This window comes from Thermomonas hydrothermalis (genome assembly GCF_900129205.1).
Taxonomy (GTDB): domain Bacteria; phylum Pseudomonadota; class Gammaproteobacteria; order Xanthomonadales; family Xanthomonadaceae; genus Thermomonas; species Thermomonas hydrothermalis.
On record NZ_FQUK01000021.1, the window covers coordinates 1 to 24,378 of the forward strand.

Here is a 24,378-nt window from a genome sequence, read left to right on the forward strand (position 1 = left end):
TGCCCCAAGTGCCCAAGCGGGTGCTCTCCGATAACGGCTCCGAGTTCGAGGCCGACTTCTCCAAGGCGCTCGCCACGCAGGGGATCCAGCGCTGGTACACGTATCCCAAGACACCCAAGATGAACGCGCATGTCGAACGCTTCAATCGAACCGTGCAGGAGTCCTTCGTGGACTACCACGAAGACCTGCTCTTTACCGACCTGGATGCGTTCAACCAGCAGCTGGCCAACTGGCTCGTCTTCTACAACGCCGAGCGCCCCCACCACGCCCTCGGCCAGCGACCCCCGCTACACTTCCTGCTCCAGCACCAACCCGAGTGCCAAAGGTGGTGGACTCATACAAACACTTGCGCCCCCATGAAATAAGCATTAATTTTCGGTAACGTCCAGCGTATGGCTGGCGTTCATTTTTCAACCACAAGGGGGCTCACCAAATGAAAAAGGCACAGAGTGCTCGTCTGCGCCAACTGCCGTTGTTCATCGCCGTGCTTGGCTGCCTCTATGGCATGCCTGCTCTGGCCCAGGACAGCAATGCTGACAAGGCCGATCAGGCCAAGCAGCAGGAAGAGGCCAAAAAAGAACCCAAGGAGCTGGACAAGGTCGTTGTGACCGGCTCGCTGATCAAGCGGCTGGAGTACGACACCATCTCGCCCGTGCAAGTGATCTCCGCTGACATCAGCATCGATGTCGGCCAGATCAGCACCGCTGAGTTGCTGCAGAAGTCCAGTGTCGCCGCTGGTTCCACCCAGATCAGCAACCAGTTTGCCGGCTTTGTGGTCGAAGGTGGCACCGGCGTCCAGACCATCAACTTGCGCGGTCTTGGCGCACAGCGCACCGCTGTCCTTCTGAACGGCCAACGCCCGGGCCCTGCCGGCACCCGCGGCCAGGTTCTGGCGTTCGACCTGAACGTGATTCCCCAGTCGATTCTGCAGCGCGCTGAGATCGTGAAGGACGGTTCGTCTTCAATCTACGGCTCCGATGCTGTGGCCGGCGTGGTCAACCTGATCACCCGCAAGAACTTCACTTCGCCAGAGTTCACTTTCCTCGCACGCAACCCGCAGAAGGGCGGTTACGAGACCGTCTCGCTGTCGTTTGCCAATGGCTGGGATTTCGGCAAGGGCACGATCGCTGGCGCGGTCGAGTATTACCTGCAGGAGCCGCTGCGCTTCCGTGACCGTGACTTCCTGCGCTGCGCCGAGGATCTGGTGTGGGACCAGAACGGTAACCGCATCGACCGTCAGGACCGCTCCATCCTTGCCGGAACTCCTCTCGGCGGCTGCACTGCTGGCAACCTCTACGCCAACACCGTGATCGATGCGGTGTACGGTAGGCGTTACATTCCTTCGCCTGATGGCACCACTATCGGCCTGATCCCCGGCTACCGCCCACGCACCAATACAGGCTACAGCGCAGGCAACACCGGCCAGGCCTACTATGAAGACGTTCTCAACTTCGACTTCTTCGGCGAGCAGCAGCTGATCGACCGACAGGAGCGCTTCAGCCTGTTCACGACGGCTGATTTCAATTTGGGCCCGGTCAACTGGACCACCGACTTCCTGTACAACCGTCGCGGCACCGACACCCACCGCTGGCGTCAGTTCTTCCCGCTGACGGGTGGCACCACTGCTACCCGCGCCGCATACAAGTACACCGATGGTTCGAGCTTCGCCAGCCCAGTGCCCAGCGGTATTGCCCAGCCGATAATGCCGTTCCCGTCCGACCAGAAGGTTCGCGTCAACTACTACTACCTGCGGACTGGTCTGGATGGCTTGATCGGCGGAACCGAGACCTGGAGCTGGTCGGCCAATCTGTCCTACACCCGTTCGGACGGCGATTACAGCGCGCTGTCCATTCTCAAATCCAAGTCAGGTGACGCCGATCCTGCCCTGCGCCCGTGGACTGGCGGCAAATCACCTTCGGTGAACTACTTTGACCCGTGCTTCCTCAGCGGTGCCTGCATGAGTCAGCTGGTTCAGGCGGTCGGCCAGTGGCACACCGGCAATACCGTCTATGACCAGTACCTGTTTAACGCGACAGCAACCGGTGAGCTGTTCCAGCTGCCGGCTGGTGCAGTCAATGTGGCGATTGGCGGCGAGTACCGCAACTTCGGCATCAACGACCAGCCCAGTCAGTACGAGCGCAACGGCGACCTCTGGGGCCAGAGCTCGGCGGTGGTGACCAAAGGGCGTGATCATGTGAAGGAGCTGTTCACCGAAGTCGAGGTTCCTCTGCTCAAGGGTCTCCCAGCGATCGAATCGCTGACCATGAACCTGTCCGCACGCGCCTTCGACTATGCATCGGTGGGCAAGTCCGATTCGGTCTGGAAACTGGGGCTGGGCTGGCAAGTGATCCCGTCGCTGCGCCTGCGCGCCACTAAAGGCACCTCGTACCGTGCTCCTGGCCTGTACGAACTCTATCTTGGCAATCTGTCGAGCTTTGTCTCGCAGACCTCAATCGATCCATGTATCAACTGGGGTCAGAGCACCAACGACTATATCCGGGCCAACTGCGCGGCAGCCGGTATCCCCGACAACTTCGCTGGTGCTACTTCATCGGCGACAGTGATCACGCAGGGTGGCGCTGGCGTGCTCAAGCCCGAGACCTCGAACGCCAAGACGGCAGGCCTGGTGTTCACCCCGACCTCAATCCCGTTCAGCCTGGCAGTGGACTACTTCGAATACACCGTGCGCGACCAGATCGCCCGGCTGACTGCCGCCACCATCCTTGGCGGCTGCTACGGCGCCCAGGTGTACCCGAATCAGTTCTGCTCGCTGTTCGTGCGTAATCCGCCCGACCACCCGACCGCACCCAACAAGATCGAGACGGTTTACCAGAAGTACGTCAACGTGAACCGCCAGAAGGTCCGCGGCTATGATCTGCTGACGCGCTATGACGGCGACTTCAGCTTTGGCAAGTTGGAGGTGGAGGGCCAGGCAACCTATGTGATGGAAGACTTCGAGGAGTTTTTCAGCACCTCGGCCGCTAGCGGTTTCAGTTCCTCCAACCGCAACGGAGCCATCGGCCGTCCCAAGCTGGTGGGCAATCTGCGCACAACGCTGAAGCGTGGCGACTGGAGCTGGACTTGGTACATGAACTATGTCGGCGAAACCAAATCGCTGACCCTGTCCCCCACCTTCACCTATTTCGGCTGGACCAATGCGGTTCGCGACATCGTTGCCGAATCGCGGCTTTACCACACGCTGTCGGTGCGGTATGACCAGCCGAAGTGGTCGGTGCTCTTTGGTATCCAGAACGTGACAGACAAGGATCCGCCAACAATCTCCAGCGGCGTCGACACGCGGTACGGCAACGTACCGGCATTCGCCACCCAGTACGACCTGCTGGGCAGGACGTTCTACACCCAGCTGAGCTTCAAGTTCTAAGCGGCGCTGGTCAATGCAAGACCCGGCACCGAATGGCCCCAATCATTCGGTTTCCGGCCCCAACAACGCCCCGGCCATCCGGGGCGTTTTTTTGGCTCGGTCAATGGGATATCCGATCCGCGATGGGGTGGCGTCGACATGCCAACGACGCCCTTCCTACCGCCCTATCTGAATGCGGCGGCCCACCCCCTCTCCATACCGCCACGGATGGGGTATAACTCGCCGCAGGGGCGCGCGTCGCGTCCTGTCCAACCCGCAAAACCTGGAGGAGGGGAGAAACAATGCGCAAAACGATCCTGATGACCATGGCAACGGTGCTGGCGTCGCTGTCACTGAGCGCCACGGCCCAGCACGCGGCGTCGCCGGTCGGCAAGTGGAAGACCCTGGATGACGAGACCGGCAAGCCGATGACGATCACCGAAATCTACGAAGCCAAGAACGGCACGCTGGCGGCCAAGATCGTCGAGAACCTGGGCCTGCCGGCCACCTGCGACAAGTGCAGCGGCCAGTACAAGGGCAAGCCGTTCGTCGGTATCGTCACCCTGTGGAACCTCAAGCCGCTGGGCGATGGCATCTGGGGCGACGGCAAAGGCTACAAGCCTTCCGAAGACCGCAGCTTCAACGCCAAGTCGATCAAGCTGCTCGACGGTGGCAACAAGCTGGAAGTCAAAGGCTGCGTGGCGTTCTTCTGCAAAACCGCCACCTGGGTTCGGGTGAACTGACGCTCGCATCCTGCTGTCCCCTGCACCCCCCCGGCTGGTCCGGGGGGTTGCCATTTCCGGCTCGACCGGCTCGGCCTGCGCTGCGTGCGATAATCCGCGCCCCCTTCACGCATTCTGCCGCTGCTGCCCATGACCCGCGCCGCGCTCGTCACCAACGCCCTGCCCTACGCCAACGGCCCGCTGCATCTTGGCCATCTGGTCGGCTATATCCAGGCCGACATCTGGGTGCGGGCGCGACGCATGCGCGGGGACACCGTCCACTACGTCTGCGCCGACGACACCCACGGCACGCCGATCATGCTGGCCGCGGAAAAGGCCGGCACCACGCCGGAGGCGTTCATCGCCCGGATCCAGGCCAGCCACATGCGCGATTTCGCCGACTTCGGGGTGGCATTCGATCATTACGACTCCACCCATTCGGCTGCCAACCGTGCGCTGACCGAACGCATCTACGCGGCGCTCGAGGCCGGTGGCCACATCAGCCGCCGTCACGTCGCGCAGTTCTATGACCCGGCCAAGGGCATGTTCTTGCCCGACCGCTACATCAAGGGCATCTGCCCACGCTGCGGTGCGCCCGACCAGTACGGCGACAACTGCGAGGCGTGCGGCGCCACCTACGCCCCGACCGAGCTGGTGCAACCTCGCTCGGCGGTCTCCGGTGTCACGCCCGAGCTGCGCGAGTCGGAGCATTTCTTTTTCGAACTGGGCCATTTCGAGGGCGTTCTGCGCCAGTGGCTGGCTGGCGACGTCGCCGTGCCCGGGGTCAAGGCCAAGCTGATGGAGTGGCTGGACGGGGAAGGCGGCCTGCGCGCCTGGGACATCTCGCGCGATGCGCCGTATTTCGGCTTCGAAATCCCCGGCCACCCGGGCAAGTTTTTCTATGTCTGGCTGGATGCGCCGATCGGCTACCTGTCCAGCTTCCAGACGCTGTGCGCCCAGGCCGGGCTGGACTTTGAAGCCTTTGTCCGCGCCGGCGCCGAGGCGCAGACCGAGCTGCACCACTTCATCGGCAAGGACATCGTCAACTTCCACGGCCTGTTCTGGCCGGCGGTGCTGCACGGTGCCGGCCTGCGCACGCCCACCCGCCTGCACGTCAACGGCTATCTGACCGTAGACGGCGCCAAGATGAGCAAGTCGCGCGGCACCTTCATCATGGCCCGCACCTATCTGGATGCCGGCCTCGACCCGGAGGCGCTGCGCTACTACTTCGCCGCCAAGTCCTCCGGTGGCGTGGACGATCTGGACCTAAACCTGGCCGACTTCGTGGCGCGGGTGAATGCCGACCTGGTGGGCAAGTTCGTCAACCTGGCCAGCCGCTGCGCCGGCTTCATCGAGAAGCGCTTTGCCGGCCAGCTGGCGCCGGCACTGGCCGATGGCGAGCAGTACGCACGCTTTCTGGCCGCGCTGGAGGACGTGCGCGCCGCCTACGAGCGCAACGATCCGGCCGCCGCGATCCGGCACACCATGGCGCTGGCGGACGAAGCCAACCGCTATATCGACGACCGCAAGCCGTGGGTCATCGCCAAACAGGCCGGTCAGGACGCCGAACTGCAGGCGGTCTGCACCCAGGGGCTGAATCTGTTCCGGGTGCTGGCCGCGGCGCTGGCGCCGGTACTGCCGCGTGTCAGTGCGCAGGCAGCGGCGTTCCTCGGCGCACCGGTGCTGACCTGGCAAGACCTCGAAACGCCCCTGCTCGACCGCACCATCCAACCCTACACCCCGCTGTTCACCCGTATCGACCCCAAGCAGATTCAGGCCATGATCGACGCCAGCAAGGACACGCTCGGCGCGGCGCCTGCCGCCACGCCCACGCCCGCCCCCCCGTCACCCGCGACCCCGCCCGCACAGGCGCCCACGGTCACGCTGGATGACTTTGCCAAGCTCGACCTGCGCATCGGCAAGGTGCTGGAGTGCAGCGTCGTGGATGGCAGCGACAAGCTGCTGCGTTTCGTGCTGGACGCCGGTGAACTGGGGCAACGGCAGATCTTCTCCGGCATTCGTGCCAGCTACGGCCAGCCGGAAGCGCTGGTCGGCCGTCACGTGGTGTTCATCGCCAACCTGGCGCCGCGCAAGATGCGCTTCGGGGTCAGCGAGGGCATGATCCTCTCCGCCGGCTTCGATGGCGGCGGGCTGTTCCTGCTCGATGTCGATGCCGGTGCCCAGCCCGGCATGCCGGTGAAGTGAATCCGCGCGCGCCGCTGCATTCCAAGGCCCTGGTCGAACGGCTCGACCGCCTGTTGCCGCAGACCCAATGCGGCCAGTGCGGTTTTGCCGGTTGCCGCCCGTATGCCGAGGCAATGGCACGCGGCGAGGCCGATATCGACCGCTGCCCGCCCGGTGGCGACGCCGGTGCTCGTGCGCTGGCGCATGTGCTGGGCGTACCGGCCCGGCCGTATGACCGCGCCCGCGGCCAGCAGAGCCCGCCGCATGCCGTGCAGATCGTCGAGGCCGACTGCATCGGCTGCACCAAGTGCATTCAGGCCTGCCCGGTGGATGCCATCGTGGGCGGCCCCAAGCACATGCACAGCGTGCTGGAGCCACTGTGCACCGGCTGTGACCTGTGCATTCCGGCCTGCCCGGTGGACTGCATCATCCGCGTACCGACCGGGCGCTGAGCCGCGCCCACCGGCTCACTGGCCGCTGGTCGCAACCGAACAACTGTCGCAGATCCGCTCCACGCGATAGCCGCGGGCGCGCAACTGTTCCACCAATCCCTCCGGGCCGAGCAGATGCAGGGCACCGACCACCACCAGGGTGCGGCCCGGCGTGGCCGCGGTCAGGCGGGCGTCCACCTGCGGCAGCCAGGCCTGGTTGCGCTCCACATTGAGCAGGCGGTAGCTCTCGGGTGTTTTCTGCGCCATCTCCATGCGCATGCGCCGGTCGAGCACCTCGACATCGCCGGCGCGCCACCAGTCATGCAGCTGCTGCAACTGCTGCGCCGCCTTTTTGGGGTCGGCCAGAAACTCATCCAGGCTCTGCACCTGCTCCTGGTACGGCACCCGGTCCATAGCCTGGACCTGGGCTTGCACGGTCTCCAGCCCGGCCACTGGCTTGCCGGCCTGCGCCGCGCGCGCCATCAGCTGCCGGTCCAGACCCAGCTCGGCCCGCAACCCCAGCGCGTTTGCCACCGCCAGAGTCATGCCCAGGTTGACCGCCCACGGTTCGCTGTGCTCCAGCGCGTCCAGGCTGCCACCGCTGGCCCCCACCAGCACGCCCAGCCGCTGGCGCACCGGTGCCGGCAGCACCTCGCTCAACGTCTTGCCATCGCCATAGCCCATCGCCGTCTGCATCGCGGCGATGGTCTCGGGTGCGGTCAATGCCGCCGGATCCAGCTCGAACAGCAGGGCATCACTGTCCTGGAAGGCGCGTTCGATTTCCGCAGGCAGCGGTGCATCGCTGGGTGCGAGCAGATGGAACGAACCCAGCAGATACACGACGTTGCCGCCGTGTTCCGCTTTCCACAGCAGCGGACGCCAGACCGGGGCCGACGTCGCCTGGACATCCGGCCGGGCCGCCGCGGCAGCCTGCCCCCACGGCGCCAGCAAGGCCAGACAAAACGCCAGCAGTAACCGCAGCGCACTCATGCCGACGGCACCAAAGGGGCGGGCTTGCGATAGGCCTTTTCGCCGGCCTCCACACGCAGGCGCAGGCGGTTCTGCGGCGGCGGCAGCGGGCAGGTGGCAAACAGGGTGAAGGCACATGGCGGGTTGTACGCGCGGTTGAAATCAAGCCGCACCTGCCCCTGCGCATCCGGCCAGGGCGCCTGAAGGAAACGGCCAGCGCCATAACTGCCGTGACCGCTGGTGGCATCGGCAAACACGATGAACAGCTGGCCGTCGCCCTGATCCAGCGCCTCCAGCCGGTAGCGGGTGCCGTTGCGGCGGAACTCCAGCACGCCGGGATTGGGCATGGGCTCGGTCATCCCGAGGACGTTCATCACCGACAGCGTGGTACCGGGCGGGTGCGGAATGAACCGCGCCGGCAGGATCCAGTCCGGCCCGCCCGGCCAGTAGTCCAGCCCGGTGAAGCGAAGCCGGCTGTCGGCATCGGCATGTTTGACTCGCAACGCCAACCGACCACCACGGGCGATCACCATCGCCTGCCCCTTGCCGTCATCGAAACCGATCACGCTGGCACCGGCGGGGTCGGCATCACTGCGGAGTTGACCGCCGCGACTGGTCACCCCGTCCAGGGTGACGTCGGTGTCGGCGGTGAAGAACACCGTGCCGTCTTTTTTCACCTGGAAGATGCCCAGGTGGGCCGGGCCCATCGCCAACCGGATGCCATTATCGGCACCGCTACCCACGCGATGGGTACCAGGCTCCAGCCAATGCAGGCCAATCAGGCTGGTCCAGCCGTCGGGGCGGGTCAGCTCGGCCACGCGCGCACGACGCCAGGACTGCTCGGAGGCCTCGAAAGCAGCGCGCGCCCGGGCCTTGGCGGCCAGCGCCGCCGGATCCGGCCCGGTCTGCGCCTGACAGGCCACAAGCAGCACTTGCAGGGCGCAGAGCATCAGCGTCCGCGTAGAAACCATTTGTCGATCTCCGCCAGGGAAACCCGAGTCCAGGTGGGGCGCCCATGATTGCACTGCCCGGAGCGTTCGGTGGCCTCCATCTGCCGGAGCAGGGCATTCATTTCGGCAATGCTGAGCCGGCGATTGGCGCGCACCGCGCCATGACAGGCCATGGTCGCCAACAGGGCATCGCGCTGCTCGGCCACGCGCCGGGTGGCGCCATGCTCACGCAAATCGGCCAGGACGTCCCGCAACAGGGCCTCGACATCGCCCTGCGCCAGCAACGCCGGCACGCTGCGTAGCAGCAGTGACTGCGGGCCGCTGCGCTGCACCTCGAAGCCCAGCTGCTCCAGCGTGTCAGCCTCGCGTTCGGCCAGATCGGCCTCGCGCTCGGACACCGCCAGGCTGACCGGCACCAGCAGGGGCTGGGTGCGCAGGCCGACGCCGTCATGCGCCGCCTTGAGTGCCTCGTACACGATGCGCTCATGGGCGGCGTGCATGTCCACCACGATCAATCCGTCGGCACTCTCGGCCAGGATGTAGATGCCATGCAGCTGGGCGATGGCATGCCCCAGCGGCGGCATGCCTTCCGGCCCATCCGCCGGCAGCGCTGGTGCCGGCGGTGGGGACGGGGTCGCCGTCACCTCGGTTCGGGTCGGGCCGGCATATAGGGCCTGATATGCCTGCGGTGCATCGGCCAGACGCAGGCCGATCGTGGCCTGCTGGGGTGCCGGCAGCGTCGGCGCGGCGGGCTTGAGGGGCGGCAAAGGGGCCGCAGCCTGACCGGCACGCGTCTGCGCCAGCACGGCATGCAGACTGCGATAGACGAAATCGTGGACCAGCCGCGCCTCGCGGAAACGCACCTCGTGCTTGGCTGGATGCACGTTCACGTCAACGCCACGCGGGTCGAGCTCCAGAAACAGCACGTAGGCTGGATGTCGGCCGTGGTAGAGCACATCGCTGTACGCCTGCCGCACGGCATGGGCGATATTGCGGTCGCGCACGCTGCGCCCATTGACGTACAGATACTGCTGATCGGCACTGGCGCGATGGTAGGTCGGCCGCGCGATCCAGCCGTGCAGGCGCAGGCCGGCACCGGCCTGGTCGACCGCCAGTGCGTTGTGGGCAAATTCCTGGCCCAGCGCCTCGTGCAGGCGGACGTCGTTGAGCAAGTGCCCATCCCCTTTCCAGCGCCGCAGCGGCTTGCCGTTGTGGGTCACCCGGATCTCGACGTCGGGCCGTGCCAGCGCCAGCGTGCGCAGCCAGTCCTCGATATGGGCCAGCTCGGTGCGCTCGGCACGCAGAAACTTGCGGCGCGCCGGTACGTTGTAAAACAGATCGCGCACTTCCACCGTGGTTCCAGGCGGATGCGCCTGCGGCGTCACCTGCCCGGGCTTGCCGCCGTCGATGCGCAACTCCGCCCCATGCGCGGCCCCGGCCTGCCGGGAGACGATGCGGAACCGGCTCACCGACGCCATCGAGGGCAGCGCCTCGCCGCGGAAGCCCAATGTCGCCACGGCTTCCAGGTCTTCGATGCTGGCGATCTTGCTGGTGGCATGGCGGCTGACGGCCAGCGGCAGTTCCTCCGGCGCGATGCCACTGCCGTCATCGCGCACCCGGATCAGGCGAATACCGCCTTCCTCGAGGTCGATGTCGATCCGGCGCGCGCCGGCGTCCAGCGCGTTTTCGACCAGTTCCTTGACCACCGACGCCGGACGTTCGACGACTTCGCCGGCGGCGATCTGGTTGATGAGGGTGTCGGGGAGTTGGCGGATCGTCATTGCAACTCCCCCAGGTTTCCAGGCTCGATCATCCTGATCTCGCCAGGAAACACGGCCCTGCGCATCCTGCTTCGGGCGTTCGCCAACGCGCGAAGTGACGTTAAGTCACTTCGCAAGCGCGTTGGCTCACCTTCGCCGGCGGCGATCTGGTTGATGAGGGTGTCGGGGAGTTGGCGAATGCTCACCGGAGGATTCTAGGGAATCTCCGAGCACTTCGGAGATTCCCGTCGACCAACGCCGGTTGGATCACATGCGCGACCCGCCGCCAAGGTGCCGCCGATTCCGGGTCAGGGGCTGGCGCCCGCGCCGAGCGGAGTGCGCTCCGTCGTCCGCTCGGGTGACGTGACTTGCGCCGCCTGCTTGCCCTGCGCGCGCAGCGCGTACAGGGTGCCGGGCGGCGGCTGCCGCGAGAAATAGGCGTCCACGCCGTCCAGGATCGCCCGCGCCAAGCGGCGCTGGTAGTCCGGATCGGTCAGCTTGCGCTCTTCCTCCGGGTTGGAGATGAACGCGGTTTCCACCAGCATCGCCGGCATCTTGTCGGACGTGCGCAGCACCGCGAAGTTGGCGCGCTCGATCCCATCCTTGTGGATGTCGCCGATCCGCTTCAGCCCGCCCAGCACGTGCTGGGCAGCATCTTCGGAGGCTTTCATATTGCCGCTCTGGGTCAGATCCAGCAGCACCGAGGTGAGGGTGCTGTCGGCCGTCCGCAGAACACGCGCACCACCGATCACGTCAGCAGCATTTTCCTTGTCGGCCAGCCAGCGCGCCCGTTGCGAGGATGCCCCGCGGGTGGACAGGATGAACACTGATGAGCCACGCGCGCTGCGGTTTTCGGCAGCATCGGCGTGGATCGAAATGAAGATGTCGGCCTTGTTGGCGCTGGCACGCCGGGCGCGGTATTCAAGCGGAATGAACACGTCGCTGTCGCGGGTCAGATACGCCTTCAGCCCCGACGTGGCGTTGACCTGCCGGGCCAGCTCGCGGGCGATGGCCAGGGTGACGTCCTTTTCCCGAGTCCCACCGGGGCCACGGGCACCTGGATCCTGCCCCCCGTGCCCGGCGTCGATGGCCACCACCAGTGGCCGCACCCCGGCCTGCTCCGCCGACCGTGAAGGCGGCAGCGGGGCAAGCGCCGGCGCCACCGGCGGCGCCGTGGCCGGCCCGGGCAAAGACGCAGGCGCCGGTTGGGATGCCCTCGCAGCGGCCTGCGCGGGGTCTGTTGCCACGGGCAAGGGCCGGCTGGCAAACGCGGCGATCGGATCGGCCGGATCAGACGAGGTCGGTGCCGACGGCGATGACGCGGACGCGCCCGCGACCGGCGACGATGCGGGGTTGGGATGCGTGACAGACAAAGCGGCTGCGGCGGGGAGTGGCGCAGGGGTGGCGGCGATCGTCGGCCCATCCCCCGGCCACTCCAGCACCAGTACGGTGCCGCCGGACGCATCCTGCAGAGTGGTCGGAATGGCCCGCACCGCACCGGCCAGGTCGAATACGACGCGCAGGGTGCCGGGCATCGGCTGCCCGGTGCGCACGGATTTGACGACACCGGCCGGCGCCGGCAGCGCCACGCCTGCGGCCAGGCGGCTTTGCGGGAGATCCACCACCAGCCGGTCCGGATGGGTCAGAGGAATCAGACGATACGTTTCGCTGCGGTCCAGATGCAGCTCGGCACGGGTGCCGGTCGCGCCAGTCTCGACCTTCAACTGCCGGAGTTCCGCCGCGTTTGCCACGCCCAGCGCAAGCACGGCCAGCCCCAAGGCAGCCGTAAGCACGGACCGGCAGTGACTCCCCATTCGGCGCATGGCCGGGAGTCAATCACCATTCGCCCGAAAATGCAAGCGTTTTTCCCTTGCGTTTCCGATACATGCAGAATGTTTCTCAGGCGTCCGGAAACTTGTCTGCGCAAGTGGCCAGTAAATCGTTCAGCCATGCCTGCCCCACCGGGCTGGCGGGCTGCAGGCTGACCTGCCGGCCCAGCCCCTGCACCCGCAGGACGATGTCCAGATCCGGCGGCGGTAGTGCGCCGTGGCCACGCTCGGGCCATTCCACCAGCCACAGCCGGTGGTCTTCATCGTCCAGACCAAGGAACGCCAGCTCGCCCGGATCGCCGATCCGGTACAGGTCCAGGTGCACGGCCACCCCGCCTGCGGGCAGGGCATAGGGCTCGACCAGGGTGTAGGTGGGGCTGCGAATGGTGCCGGTCACCCCAAGCCCACGCAGCACCGCCCGGGCCAGGCTGGACTTGCCTGCCCCCAGATCGCCGTGCAGATACACCACGGCACTCGCGGGCAGGGTATGCGCCAGACAGGCGCCGAAGGTGTCGGTGGCCGCGGCGTCGGCAAGGAAGAACGCTGTCATCCGGTTATCGTCGCATCGGATTGGCCAGCCGGCGCAGCCAGGGCATGAGATCGGACGGCAGCAGACCACGCTCGCCATCGCCGCGGGCAGCGGCATCACCTGCGGCTGCATGCAGCAAGGCACCGGCCAGCGCCGCATCGCCAGCCGCCATCCCCTGCCCGCGCAGGGCCGCCACCACCCCGGTCAGCAGATCGCCCATACCGCCGGTGGCCATGCCCGGATTACCGGCGCAGATCACCGCGGGCGGTGCCGCATGGCGCTGTACCAGGGTGCCGGCGCCCTTGAGTACGACCGTGCAGCCCAGCCCGGCCTGTAGCGCCGCGGCGGCGGCGAAGCGGTCGCGCTGCAGCTCGGCGGTGCTGATGCCCAGCAATCGCGCCGCCTCGCCGGGATGCGGCGTGACCACATCGTCGGCCCGCAACCCCACGCCCGCATGCGCCAGCAGGCGCAGCGCCTCCGCGTCGAACACGCGTGGTTTGTCGCAGGCCAAGACCTGCGCAAACAGCAGCCGCCCCCATGCGCCCTGCCCCAGCCCGGGGCCGATGGCGACGACATCGGCACGCGCCAGCAACGGCTCCAGCGCTGCCGGATCCTCCACTGCGTGCACCATCGCTTCCGGACAGCGCGCCAGCAGCGCCGGCACGTGCTGCGTGCGGGTGGCCACACTGACCAGGCCGGCGCCACTGCGTAATGCGGCCTGGGCCGTCAGCAGGATCGCCCCACCGCTGCCGGCCTCGCCGCCGATGCACAGCACGTGACCATTGCGGCCCTTGTGGGTATCCCGTGGCCGCAGCGGGAAAAATCCCGCCAGCGCATCGGCACGATAGCCCAGCGCCGCGGGCGCAAGCCCCGCGAAGATGCTGTCTGGCAGGTCCAGCGTGGCCAGCTCCAGTTCGCCGCAATGATCCAGCGCCGCGCCGGTGCGCAGACCGCGATGACGGGCAAGAAACTGCAGCGTGCAACTCGCCCGCACGGCCACGCCCGGTGCGCTGCCGGTCGCCGCGTCGATGCCACTGGGCACATCCAGCGCCAGCACTGGCGCAGAATGCGCATTGATCACCGCGATCAGCGCCTCGGCGCGCCCCTCGGGCGCACGCGACAGACCGATGCCGAACAACGCATCGACGATCAGATCGGCCTCGCCCACCGCATCCACGATCACGCCACCCGCCGCCTGATACTCGGCACAGGCGCGCTGCGCCAGCGCGCTGACCGGCGGCGCCAACGGCACCACCTGCACCTGACGTCCGGCGACGTGCGCGTGCCGGGCGAGCACATACCCATCGCCCCCGTTGTTGCCCGGCCCGCAGACCACGGCAATCCGCTGCGCCTGCGGCCAGTGCTTGAGCAGGCAGCGCCAGCCTGCCTGGCCGGCGCGTGCCATCAGGGCAAACCCATCGCCCTCGCAGGCCTCGATACCGCGTGCTTCCAACCGGCGCACGGTGGCAGGATCAAACAGCGGCAACGGGGTGTGCATGCGGCAATTCTAGACCCGCCCGGACATCGGCAGCAGGCCGTGGGCGTATCCGCTGATCGCAGCACAGGGGCCTTGCCAGCCGCAATGATCGCAGCAGCGATCGCGTTCACCTTGCCTATACTGCGCGCCGATGGACACGCCCACCCCCGCCGCCCTGGCCGATCGCATCCGCACACTGGCGCGAGCTGCAGGCTTCCAGCGGGTGGGGATTTCCGGCATCGAGCTGGACGATGACGAGGCCCACCTGCGCGACTGGCTGGCGCAGGGGCTGTACGGCTCGATGGACTGGATGGCACGCCACGGCACCCTGCGGGCGCGGCCGGCCGAGCTGGTGCCGGGCACGATCCGGGTGATTTCGGTGGGGCTGGACTACGGCCAGGACCCGGACGCGGCCTGGCGGACCTTGAACGACGGCGAGCGCGCCTACGTGGCCCGCTACGCCCTTGGGCGCGATTACCACAAGCTGCTGCGCAACCGACTGCAGAAACTGGCAGAACAGGTGCAGGCGGAAATCGGCCCGTTCGGCTACCGCGCCTTCACCGACTCGGCACCGGTGCTGGAGCGCGCGCTGGCGCGCAATGCCGGGCTGGGCTGGATCGGCAAGCACACCTGCCTGATCGACAGACACGGCGGCAGCTGGTTTTTCCTCGGCGAGCTGTTCGTGGACATTCCGCTGCCCATCGACCCGCCTGCCAGCGCCCACTGCGGCACCTGCACGCGCTGCATCGACATCTGCCCGACGCGTGCCATCACCGCCCCGTACCGGCTGGACGCACGCCGCTGCATTTCCTACCTGACCATCGAGCACGATGGGAGCATCGACGAGGCACTCCGCCCGCTGATCGGCAACCGCATCTTCGGCTGCGACGACTGCCAACTGGTCTGCCCGTGGAACAAGTTTGCCCGCCGCACCGACGAACCCGACTTCCGCGCCCGCAACAACCTCGACCGCGCCAGCCTGGTCGAGCTATTCGCCTGGGAGGAGGACGAGTTCCTGCGCCGCACCGAGGGCAGCGCAATCCGCCGCAGCGGGTATGAACGCTGGCTGCGCAACATCGCCGTCGCGCTGGGCAACGCACCGACCACGCCCGAGGTCCTGGCCGCGCTGGCCAGCCGCCGCGACCACCCCTCGCCGGTGGTGCGCGAACACGTGGCGTGGGCGCTGCGCCAGCACGCCGCCAGATCGGCCCCGTAAAATGCCGGCATGACCGACCTTTCCCCTCGCTCCAGCTTTCACGGCTTTGAACAGATCCCGCTGCGCGAATACGCCGAGCGCGCCTACCTCGATTACTCGATGTACGTGGTGCTCGACCGCGCCTTGCCCTTCATCGGCGACGGCCTGAAACCGGTCCAGCGCCGCATCATCTATGCCATGAGCGAGCTGGGGCTGAACGCCTCGGCCAAGCCCAAGAAGTCCGCGCGCACCGTGGGCGATGTGATCGGCAAGTTCCACCCGCATGGCGACTCCGCCTGCTACGAGGCGCTGGTGCTGATGGCGCAGCCGTTCTCGTACCGCTACCCGCTGATCGAAGGCCAGGGCAACTTCGGCTCCAGCGACGACCCCAAATCGTTCGCCGCGATGCGCTACACCGAGGCCAAGCTGTCCCCGATCGCCGAGGTGCTGCTGGCCGAGCTGGAGCAGGGCACGGTGGACTGGACGCCCAACTTCGACGGCACCCTGGAGGAGCCCGCCTGGCTGCCGGCACGGCTGCCGCACCTGCTGCTCAATGGCACTACCGGCATCGCGGTGGGCATGGCCACCGACATCCCCCCGCACAATCTGGGCGAGCTGGTCAGCGCCTGCGTGCGCTTGCTGGACGATCCCGACGCCAGCGTGCGTGACCTGTGCGAGCACGTGCGTGGCCCCGACTATCCCACCGGCGCCGAAATCATCACCCCGCCCGACGACCTGCGGGCGATCTATGAAACCGGCACCGGCAGCGTGCGCGCACGTGCGGTGTACGTGCGCGAACAGGGCAACATCGTGATTACCGAGCTGCCCTACCAGGTCAGCCCCGGCAAGGTGATCGAGCAGATCGCCCAGCAAATGCGCGCCAAGAAGCTGCCGTGGCTGGAGGACATCCGCGACGAGTCCGACCACGCCAACCCCACCCGCATCGTGCTGGTGCCGCGCAGCAACCGGGTCGATGCCGAGCAGCTGATGGGGCATCTGTTTGCCACCACCGACCTGGAAAAGAGCTACCGAGTCAACCTGAACGTGATCGGCCTGGACGGGCGCCCGCAGGTGAAGAACCTGAAGACGCTGCTGACGGAATGGCTGACGTTCCGCCAGGACACCGTGACCCGCCGGCTCAAGCACCGGCTGGACAAGGTCGAACGCCGCCTGCACCTGCTCGATGGCCTGCTGGTGGCATTCCTCAATCTGGACGAAGTGATCCGCATCATCCGCAGCGAGGACGAACCCAAGGCCGTGCTGATGGCGCGTTTTGCCCTGTCGGACGCGCAAGCCGACTACATCCTCGACACCAAGCTCAAGCAGCTGGCGCGGCTTGAGGAAATGAAAATCCGCGGTGAGCAGGACGACCTGATCGCCGAGCGCAAGACATTGCTGGCCACCCTCGACAGCAAGGCCCGCCTGCGCAAGCTGATCAAGGACGAGCTGCTGGCTGATGCCAAACGCTTTGGCGATGCCCGCCGCAGCCCACTGGTCACCCGTCAGGCCGCGCAGGCACTGGACGAAACCGAGCTAGTGGCCAGCGAGCCGATGACCGTGGTGCTCAGCGAAAAAGGCTGGGTGCGCGCCGCCAAAGGCCACGACATCGACGCCGCCGCGCTGTCCTACCGCGAAGGCGATGGCCTGCTGGCCGCCGTTCGCACCCGCAGCACTCATCAGGTGGCCTTCCTGGATTCGCATGGCCGCAGCTATTCGACGGCGGTGCACACCCTGCCCTCCGCGCGCGGCAACGGTGAACCACTGACCGGCCGCTTCAGCCCGGCACCGGGTGCGACATTCCAGGCCATGGCCAGCGCCAGCAACGAGGATCGGCTGGTGCTGGCCTCCAGCCACGGCTATGGCTTCATCACCCGCTTCGAAAACCTACTCAGCCGACAGAAAGCCGGCAAGGCGCTGCTGTCGCTGGGCGAAGGCGCACGCGTGCTGGCACCTGCCGCCGTCAACGACCCAGCCCGCGACCGTCTGGTAGTGGTGACCAGTCTCGGCCACGTCCTGGCCTTCCCGCTGGCCGAGCTGCCCGAGTTGGACAAAGGCAAGGGCAACAAGCTGATCGAGATCCCCAAGGCCAAGCGCGGCACCGAGCATGTCACTGCCATCGCCGTCGTACCGGAAGGCGGCAAGCTGCAGGTGAAATCTGGTGCCCGCACGATGACGCTGACCTACCACGACCTCGACGCCTATCTCGGCGCCCGCGGGTCACGCGGCGGCTTGCTGCCACGCGGCTGGCAACGGGTGGACGGGCTGAGCGTCGAAGCCTGAGAACGCCCATCCGTGGCCGACAGGCATCTCCGCCGTGTGCGAAAGATGCCCTGACCACCGTCAACGAGGACACCACATGCATCCGGACTTCTGGCATCAGCGCTGGGCCAACCAGGAAATCGGCTTCCATCAACCCGCCCCTACCCCGCTGCTGCTCAAGCACTGGCCAACGCTGGCGATCCCGCTGGGCGCGGAGGTGTTCGTACCGCTGTGCGGCAAGTCGCACGACCTGCACTGGCTGGCCGAAGCCGGGTATCGGGTGCTGGGCGTGGAGCTATCGCCGATTGCAGTCGAGGCATTTTTTGCCGAACACGGTCTGACCCCGGAGATCACGGACACGGCCTATGGAACCCGTTACCGCGCAGGCGCCATTGAAATCCTGTGCGGCGATGCGTTCGCCCTGGATCCGCAACGGCTGGCCGGCTGTGCTGCCGTGTTCGACCGCGCCGCCCTGATCGCGCTGCCGCCGGAGCTGCGCCGCCGCTACGCGGCTGAGCTGTACGCGCACCTGCCGGCCGGCTGCCGCGGATTGCTGATCACCCTGGAATACCCCCAGGCCGAACGAGAAGGCCCGCCATTTTCGGTTTCCGAAGCCGAGGTCCAGGCCCTGTTTGCTCAGGACTGGGCGATCGCACTGCGGGAACGCCGCCCGATTCCGCCGGATGCTCCGGGCTTCATCGCCGGTGTATCGCAGCTGGACACCGCGGTGTATGCCCTGACCCGGCGGCCTGAAAACCCCGCGCCGGTTTGACCGAGATCAAGTCGCCGGGCGGGCATGACGGTTACGCTTCGGACCATGCACGCCCAGCACGTCACCTTTGACGCCGACCTGCTACGCCGGTACGACCGGCCGGGACCGCGTTACACCTCCTACCCCACCGCGCCGCAGTTCAGCCCGGCGTTTGGGGAAGCCCAGCTGCGTGCCGCCATCCAGGCCAGCAACGAGGACCCCATCCCGCGGCAGCTGTCGCTGTACGTGCATGTGCCGTTCTGCACCAGCCCCTGCTTTTATTGCGGCTGCAACCGGGTGATCACCCGCGACACCGCCCGCGGCGAGGGTTATTTGATCCGCCTGCAGCGCGAAATCAGCCTGATTGCGCCGTTGTTCGACCGCGACCGCGAGGTGATCCAACTGCACTTCGGTGGCGGCACGCCCAACTTCCTCACGCCCGCCCAGCTGGGCGAGGTGATGGACAGCCTGCGCCGGCAGTTTCTGTTCTCCTCCGGCCCGGACAATGACATTTCAATCGAGATCGACCCGCGCGTCTGTCCGCCCGAGTGGCTGCCGGAACTGGCCAAGCTGGGGTTCAACCGCATCAGCTTAGGGGTGCAGGACTTCGACCCGACGGTCCAGGCCGCTGTCAACCGCATCCAGAGTGTGGAAGACACCCGCGCGGTGATCGAGGCCGCACGCAACGCCGGGATCGGCTCGATCAACATCGACCTGATCTATGGCCTGCCCGCGCAGACCCTGGACGGGTTCGGCAAGACCCTGGATACGGTGGTCGCACTGCGCCCAGACCGCCTGGCCGTCTACAGCTACGCGCACCTGCCGCACCTGTTCAAGCCACAAAAGCAGATTGACGAACGCCTGCTGCTGAGCGGCGAAGCCAAACTGGCCCTGCTGCAGCTGGCCGTGACCCGGCTGACTGCTGCCGGCTACGTCTACATCGGCATGGACCACTTTGCCCTGCCCGACGACCCGCTGGCGCAAGCGCAACAGCGCGGCGGGCTGCATCGCAACTTCATGGGGTACACCACCCATGCCGACAGCGACCTGATCGGTCTTGGCGTCTCCGCCATCAGCCATATCGGCAACAGCTACAGCCAGAATCCGCGCATCCTGTCCGACTGGGAAGCCGCAGTGGATGCCGGCCGCCTGCCGGTGAGCCGCGGCATGCAATTGAGTGAGGACGACACCCTGCGCGCCGATCTGATCCAGGCGCTGATGTGCCAGGGCGAGATCCCGATCACCGCCCTGGAACGTCGCTACGGCATCGAGTTCCACCACTATTTCGCGGAAGATCTCAAACGTCTGCAGCCACTGGTGGACGATGGCCTGGTGGTGCTGTCCGCACAAAGCATCCGTGCCACCTCGCGCGGGCGCCTGTTGCTGCGTAACATTGCCATGTGCTTCGACCACTACCTGACCTCCGCCACGTTGGAAACCCATCCGCGCTTCTCGCGCGCGATCTGAACGCCCCATGCCCGCCTCTACGCCCCGGCAGGAGGTTGCAGTGAGCAGCCAGCCTCCGTTCCCGCGCCCGGCTCCGACCGTGCTGTCCGATGACGGGGATGAGCTGCAGTTCTGTTCCACCTGCGCGTTCTCGCACGCCTGCCTGTCGCAAGGCATGGACAAAAGCGCCCTGCGGGATCTGCACGTACTGGTTGAACATGTCGGCCCGTTTCACGCCGGCGACACCCTGTTCCGCGAGGGGGATCCATTCGACGCAATCGCCGCGGTGCGTGCCGGTTGCGTCAAGACCCGGGTGATCGACCGCGACGGCCGTGAGCACGTGCTGGGCTTCCATTTCCCGGGTGAAATCATCGGCCTCAATGCCATCGCTGGCGATCGCTACCCGTGCGATGCGATCGCACTGGACACGGTGATGCTATGCCGGTTCTCGTTTCCCAAGATCTCGGTGCTGGCCACCCGAGTACCCGGACTGCAACGCGAACTGTTCCGGTTACTCAGCCGCGACATCGGCCGGGCATCACTGCTGGCCGGTGACTGGAGTGCCGAGCAGCGCATGGCTGCATTCCTGGTGGGGCTGTCGCGCCGGCTGGCCGCACGCGGGTTTTCCGCCACCCGTTTCCAGCTCAGCATGAGCCGCACCGACATCGCCAACTATCTACGGCTGGCCCCCGAAACGGTCAGCCGGGTCCTGCGCCGGCTGCAGGACGAGGGCGTGCTGGCGGTGGACCGTCGCGACGTGGAGCTGCGCGATCCCGATGCACTGGAAGCACTGGCAGCCCCGATACTGCGCGAATAGACCGCCAGCACACGCCTGTGCTGTTGCATTGTGGTTGACCTAGATCATGGCTGCTACGGGGCATGCGCCGGACGATAGTGCGCGCAATCCCTGTACTCCATTTCTTCAAGGAGAACCACGATGTCCACCATCCGTAGGCTATGGCTGGGCCTGGGCGCCCTGCTAGCCGTCAGCTTCGCCGTCATGCTGTGGCTGGGCGTGGACTTGGTCCACACTGCCCCGCCAGTTCCCGATCGCGTAGTGACCCAGAGCGGCCACACGCTTTACACCAAAGCTGATATCGAACGTGGCCGTCAGGTCTGGCAACGCATGGGCGGCCAGCAGCTCGGCTCGATTTGGGGCCATGGCGCCTTGGTGGCACCCGACTGGTCGGCCGACTGGCTGCACCGGGAGACCGAGGCCATGCTGGAACTGCAGGCCCGTGCCGACACCGGCCAGCCCTACGCCAGCCTGGATGCTGCCGAACAGGCGCGCATCCAGGCCAAGGTCAAGCCGCTGATGCGCGCCAACACCTATGACCAGGCCAAGAACGAACTCGTGGTCAGCGACATGCGGGCGCAGGCCATCAGCGCCGTGGCCGCACACTACGAGAGCCTGTTCTCCAACGATCCAGCCACCCATGAGCTTCGGGTGGACTATGCAATGCGCGAAAATACCGTGGCAGATGCCGATGACCGTCGCGCATTGACGGCGTTTTTCCATTGGGCGGCCTGGGCCGCGGGCACCGACCGCCCCGGCGAGACCAACCGCACCTACACCAACAACTGGCCATACGAGCCGCTCATCGGCAACCAGCCGACTGCAGGCACCTTCATCTGGTCGGTGTTCTCGCTGCTGTTCCTGATCGGTGGCATTGGCCTGCTGGCCTGGCACTACGCGGCCTACCACGGCAAGGAGGCGTTGCCGACGCCGCCGGCACAGGATCCGCTGCGGGGCCTGACCATCACGCCGTCGATGAAGGCCACCGCCAAGTACTTCTGGGTGGTGGTGGCACTGTTCCTGGTGCAGATCCTGCTGGGCGCAACCACCGCGCACTATCAGGTGGAAGGCCAGGAAGCCTACGGTTTCAAGATCGCCGAGATCCTGCCCTACTCACTGACACGCAGCTGGCACACGCAACTGGCGGTGCTGTGGATTGCGACCGCCTGGCTTGGCACCGGCCTGTTCATCGCCCCGGCGATCTCTGGGCATGAGCCGAAATACCAGCGCGCTGGCGTCAACTTCCTGTTCGTCTGCTTGCTGATCATCGTGGTGGGTGCCTTTGCTGGCCAGTGGTTTGCGGTGATGCAGAAGCTTGGACTGCAGTACAACTTCTGGTTCGGGCACCAAGGCTGGGAGTATGTGGATATTGGCCGGTTCTGGCAGGCGTTCTTGTTCATCGGCCTGCTACTGTGGCTGACCTTAATGGGCCGCGCGCTATGGCCCGCGCTGAAGCGCAAGGACGAGATGTCCTCCATCGTCGGCCTGCTGTTCCTGTCCACCATTGCCATCGGCCTGTTCTACGGCGCTGGTCTGATGTGGGGCGAACACAGCCACATCTCGGTGGTCGAGTACTGGCGCTGGTGGGTGGTGCACCTGTGGGTGGAGGGCTTCTTCGAAGTGTTTGCGGTGGCGGTGATCAGCTTCCTGTTTGTGAAGCTGGGCCTGCTGCGCGGCAAGTCGGCCACCATCAACGTGCTGTTCGCCACCATCGTGTACTTGACCGGCGGCGTGTTGGGGATGTTCCACCACCTGTACTTCGCCGGCACCACCACCGCGGCGGTTGCACTGGGCGCCTGCTTCTCGGCGCTGGAAGTGGTACCGCTGGCGCTGATCGGCCTGGAAGCCCATGAAACCTGGAGCCATAGCCGCGCCACGCCATGGATGGAACGTTACCGCTGGCCGATCATGTTCTTCCTGGCTGTGAGCTTCTGGAACCTGGTGGGCGCCGGTCTGTTCGGCTTCCTGATCAACACACCAATCGCGCTGTACTACATGCAAGGTCTGAATCTGACCCCGCTGCATGGCCATACCGCGCTGTTCGGGGTGTACGGGATGCTGGGTATCGGCCTGATGCTGTTCTCCCTGCGCAGCCTGCGCCCGCAGGTGCGGTGGCCGACCGGTTTGCTACGCGGAGCGTTCTGGAGCATGAACATTGGCCTGGGGCTGATGGCCCTGCTGACCCTGCTGCCGATGGGCGTGCTGCAGCTCAACGCTGCGCTGGAGCATGGCTACTGGTACGCCCGCTCGGCCGAGTTCATGGCACGTCCGCTCATCCACATGCTGGTCTGGATGCGGATGCCAGGCGACCTGGTGTTTGCCTCAGGCGCTTTGCTGCTTAGCCTGTTCGTCTTGCGGCTGTGGGTAGGGGCGCGGCGGGAGCAGGCCTGACCCGCGCACGACCCGATCGACGGGGCGGCCATGTGGCCGCCCCGTCGCGTTTTACCGCCAGAAGTCGCGCCAAACGCACCCCACACCCCGTCCGTACTGCCCGCCGTGATGCATCCCGGCGGCTCCATGACATCCGCAGCAGCGCGTACCATTTGCGCACCGTCCCACCCCAGGAAACCGCCGTGTCCCTGCGCCCTGCCTTCCTTACCTGCGCCATCCTGCTACTGACCGCATGCAGCAAGACCGCATCGAATGCCGAAACCACAACCGCCGCCGGCCAGGAAGAAAAGATCCTCAATGTCTATAACTGGTCCGACTATGTGGCCGAAGACACCATCGCCAATTTCGAGAAGGCGACCGGGATCAAGGTCAATTACGACGTCTATTCCGAGAACGAGACGCTGGAGACCAAACTGACGGCCGGCAGCAGCGGCTACGACCTGGTGTTCCCATCGGCGCGCCCGTTCGCGCAGCGTCAGATCAAAGCAGGCCTGTACCTGCCGCTGGACAAGAGCAAGCTGCCCAACCTCACGCACCTTGATCCGGCCATTCTGCGCGGGCTGACCGACATCGCCCCTGGCAACGCCTACGTGGTGCCTTACATGTGGGGCACCACGGGTCTGGGCATCAACGTGGACAAAGTGAAGGCCGTATTGGGCGAGAACGCCCCCATCGACTCCTGGAGCCTGCTGTTTGATCCCGCCAATGCCGAAAAACTGGCCAAATGCGGGATCAGCGTGCTGGACGACGACCAGGAAGCCTTCGGCGCCGCCCTGATCTGGAAGGGCAAGAACCCGAACGCTGGCGCAGCCGATGAAATCGAGACGGTGAAGCAGATCTATGCCGCCATCCGTCCATACATCCGCACCTTCAACAATGCCGAATACAAGGACGCGCTGGCCAACGGCGATCTCTGCGTGGCGATGGGCTATTCCGGCGACATCCTCGGTGCCGCCGACGCGGCCGCAAAAGCAGCGGAAGCCAACCACACGCCGGCGCCGAACATCCGCTATGTCATTCCGAAGGAAGGCGCGATCCGCTGGGTGGATGTGATGGCGATCCCCAAGGACGCCAAACATCCTGGCAACGCGCAGTTGTTCATCAACTACCTGCTCGATCCCAAGGTGTCGGCCGCCATCACCAATGCGGTCGGCTACGCCAACCCGAACAAGGACGCCACTGCGCTGGTGGATCCCGCCATCGCAAACAATCCCGGCGTGTACCCACCGGAGGCCGTGCGCGCCAAGCTGGTCGACCCCACGTCTCTGCCAGAAGCCGTACAGCGGCAGCGCGTGCGCGCATGGACCGCGATCAAGAGCGGACACTGA

At 66.2% G+C, this 24,378-nt stretch carries 18 protein-coding genes; 12 read left to right on the top strand and 6 right to left on the bottom strand.

Features of this window, described 5'->3' with window-relative positions; translation table 11 throughout:
• From BUA29_RS07090 to rnfB, 5 genes are all read left to right on the top strand, one after another.
• A partial coding sequence (locus BUA29_RS07090; protein WP_143148844.1) for an integrase core domain-containing protein occupies positions 1-365 on the top strand: 365 nt, incomplete at its 5' end.
• Between the two features lie 68 nt (positions 366-433).
• The gene (locus BUA29_RS07095) at positions 434-3,382 is read left to right on the top strand and encodes a TonB-dependent receptor domain-containing protein (RefSeq protein WP_072755917.1); all 2,949 of its coding nucleotides are present in this window, start codon (positions 434-436) and stop codon (positions 3,380-3,382) included.
• A 281-nt stretch (positions 3,383-3,663) separates the two neighbouring features.
• Positions 3,664-4,104, top strand: a complete 441-nt coding sequence (locus BUA29_RS07100; protein ID WP_072755918.1) for a DUF2147 domain-containing protein — start codon at positions 3,664-3,666, stop codon at positions 4,102-4,104.
• Between the two features lie 129 nt (positions 4,105-4,233).
• On the top strand, positions 4,234-6,288 hold the full coding sequence (metG, locus tag BUA29_RS07105; RefSeq protein WP_072755919.1) for a methionine--tRNA ligase: 2,055 nt from the start codon (positions 4,234-4,236) through the stop codon (positions 6,286-6,288).
• A complete protein-coding gene (gene rnfB / locus BUA29_RS07110; RefSeq protein WP_072755920.1) occupies positions 6,285-6,719 on the top strand; it encodes an Rnf electron transport complex subunit RnfB in 435 nt (144 codons plus the stop codon). The genes metG and rnfB overlap by 4 nt, the downstream gene beginning before the upstream one ends.
• 15 nt (positions 6,720-6,734) lie before the next feature.
• On the opposite strand, the gene BUA29_RS07115 is transcribed toward rnfB, so the two are convergent.
• The 6 genes from BUA29_RS07115 to BUA29_RS07145 form a co-directional block, all read right to left on the bottom strand.
• Entirely contained in the window at positions 6,735-7,688 is a 954-nt protein-coding gene (locus tag BUA29_RS07115) for a TraB/GumN family protein (RefSeq protein WP_072755921.1), read from the bottom strand.
• The gene (locus BUA29_RS07120) at positions 7,685-8,638 is read right to left on the bottom strand and encodes a DUF1684 domain-containing protein (protein ID WP_084602391.1); all 954 of its coding nucleotides are present in this window, start codon (positions 8,636-8,638) and stop codon (positions 7,685-7,687) included. Before BUA29_RS07120 ends, BUA29_RS07115 begins: the two co-directional genes overlap by 4 nt.
• Entirely contained in the window at positions 8,617-10,398 is a 1,782-nt protein-coding gene (gene mutL, locus BUA29_RS07125) for a DNA mismatch repair endonuclease MutL (RefSeq protein ID WP_072755923.1), read from the bottom strand. Before mutL ends, BUA29_RS07120 begins: the two co-directional genes overlap by 22 nt.
• A 287-nt stretch (positions 10,399-10,685) precedes the next feature.
• Positions 10,686-12,191, bottom strand: coding sequence for an N-acetylmuramoyl-L-alanine amidase (locus tag BUA29_RS07135; RefSeq protein ID WP_084602392.1), 1,506 nt, complete (start codon positions 12,189-12,191; stop codon positions 10,686-10,688).
• Positions 12,192-12,276: 85 nt separating this feature from the next.
• Positions 12,277-12,756 carry a tRNA (adenosine(37)-N6)-threonylcarbamoyltransferase complex ATPase subunit type 1 TsaE gene (gene tsaE / locus BUA29_RS07140; protein WP_072755926.1) on the bottom strand — a complete coding sequence of 160 codons (480 nt, stop codon included), beginning with the start codon at positions 12,754-12,756 and terminating at the stop codon, positions 12,277-12,279.
• A 4-nt stretch (positions 12,757-12,760) separates the two neighbouring features.
• Complete coding sequence (locus BUA29_RS07145; RefSeq protein WP_072755927.1) at positions 12,761-14,233, bottom strand: bifunctional ADP-dependent NAD(P)H-hydrate dehydratase/NAD(P)H-hydrate epimerase; 1,473 nt, start codon at positions 14,231-14,233, stop codon at positions 12,761-12,763.
• A gap of 130 nt (positions 14,234-14,363) precedes the next feature.
• On the opposite strand from BUA29_RS07145, the gene queG reads away from it, so the two are divergent.
• From queG to BUA29_RS07180, 7 genes are all read left to right on the top strand, one after another.
• Positions 14,364-15,428, top strand: a complete 1,065-nt coding sequence (gene queG / locus BUA29_RS07150) for a tRNA epoxyqueuosine(34) reductase QueG (protein WP_072755928.1) — start codon at positions 14,364-14,366, stop codon at positions 15,426-15,428.
• 9 nt (positions 15,429-15,437) lie between these two features.
• Complete coding sequence (gene parC / locus BUA29_RS07155; protein WP_072755929.1) at positions 15,438-17,687, top strand: DNA topoisomerase IV subunit A; 2,250 nt, start codon at positions 15,438-15,440, stop codon at positions 17,685-17,687.
• A 76-nt stretch (positions 17,688-17,763) separates the two neighbouring features.
• Positions 17,764-18,438 (top strand): thiopurine S-methyltransferase, encoded by a 675-nt coding sequence (locus BUA29_RS07160; protein ID WP_072755930.1) that lies wholly within the window; start codon positions 17,764-17,766, stop codon positions 18,436-18,438.
• Positions 18,439-18,462: 24 nt separating this feature from the next.
• The gene (gene hemN / locus BUA29_RS07165; RefSeq protein ID WP_178137903.1) at positions 18,463-19,884 is read left to right on the top strand and encodes an oxygen-independent coproporphyrinogen III oxidase; all 1,422 of its coding nucleotides are present in this window, start codon (positions 18,463-18,465) and stop codon (positions 19,882-19,884) included.
• Positions 19,885-19,924: 40 nt separating this feature from the next.
• Positions 19,925-20,680: a helix-turn-helix domain-containing protein gene (locus BUA29_RS07170; protein ID WP_072755932.1), complete on the top strand. Its 756-nt coding sequence runs from the start codon at positions 19,925-19,927 to the stop codon at positions 20,678-20,680.
• A 120-nt stretch (positions 20,681-20,800) separates the two neighbouring features.
• Positions 20,801-23,050, top strand: a complete 2,250-nt coding sequence (locus tag BUA29_RS07175) for a nitric-oxide reductase large subunit (protein WP_072755933.1) — start codon at positions 20,801-20,803, stop codon at positions 23,048-23,050.
• A 182-nt stretch (positions 23,051-23,232) separates the two neighbouring features.
• On the top strand, positions 23,233-24,378 hold the full coding sequence (locus BUA29_RS07180; protein ID WP_084602396.1) for a polyamine ABC transporter substrate-binding protein: 1,146 nt from the start codon (positions 23,233-23,235) through the stop codon (positions 24,376-24,378).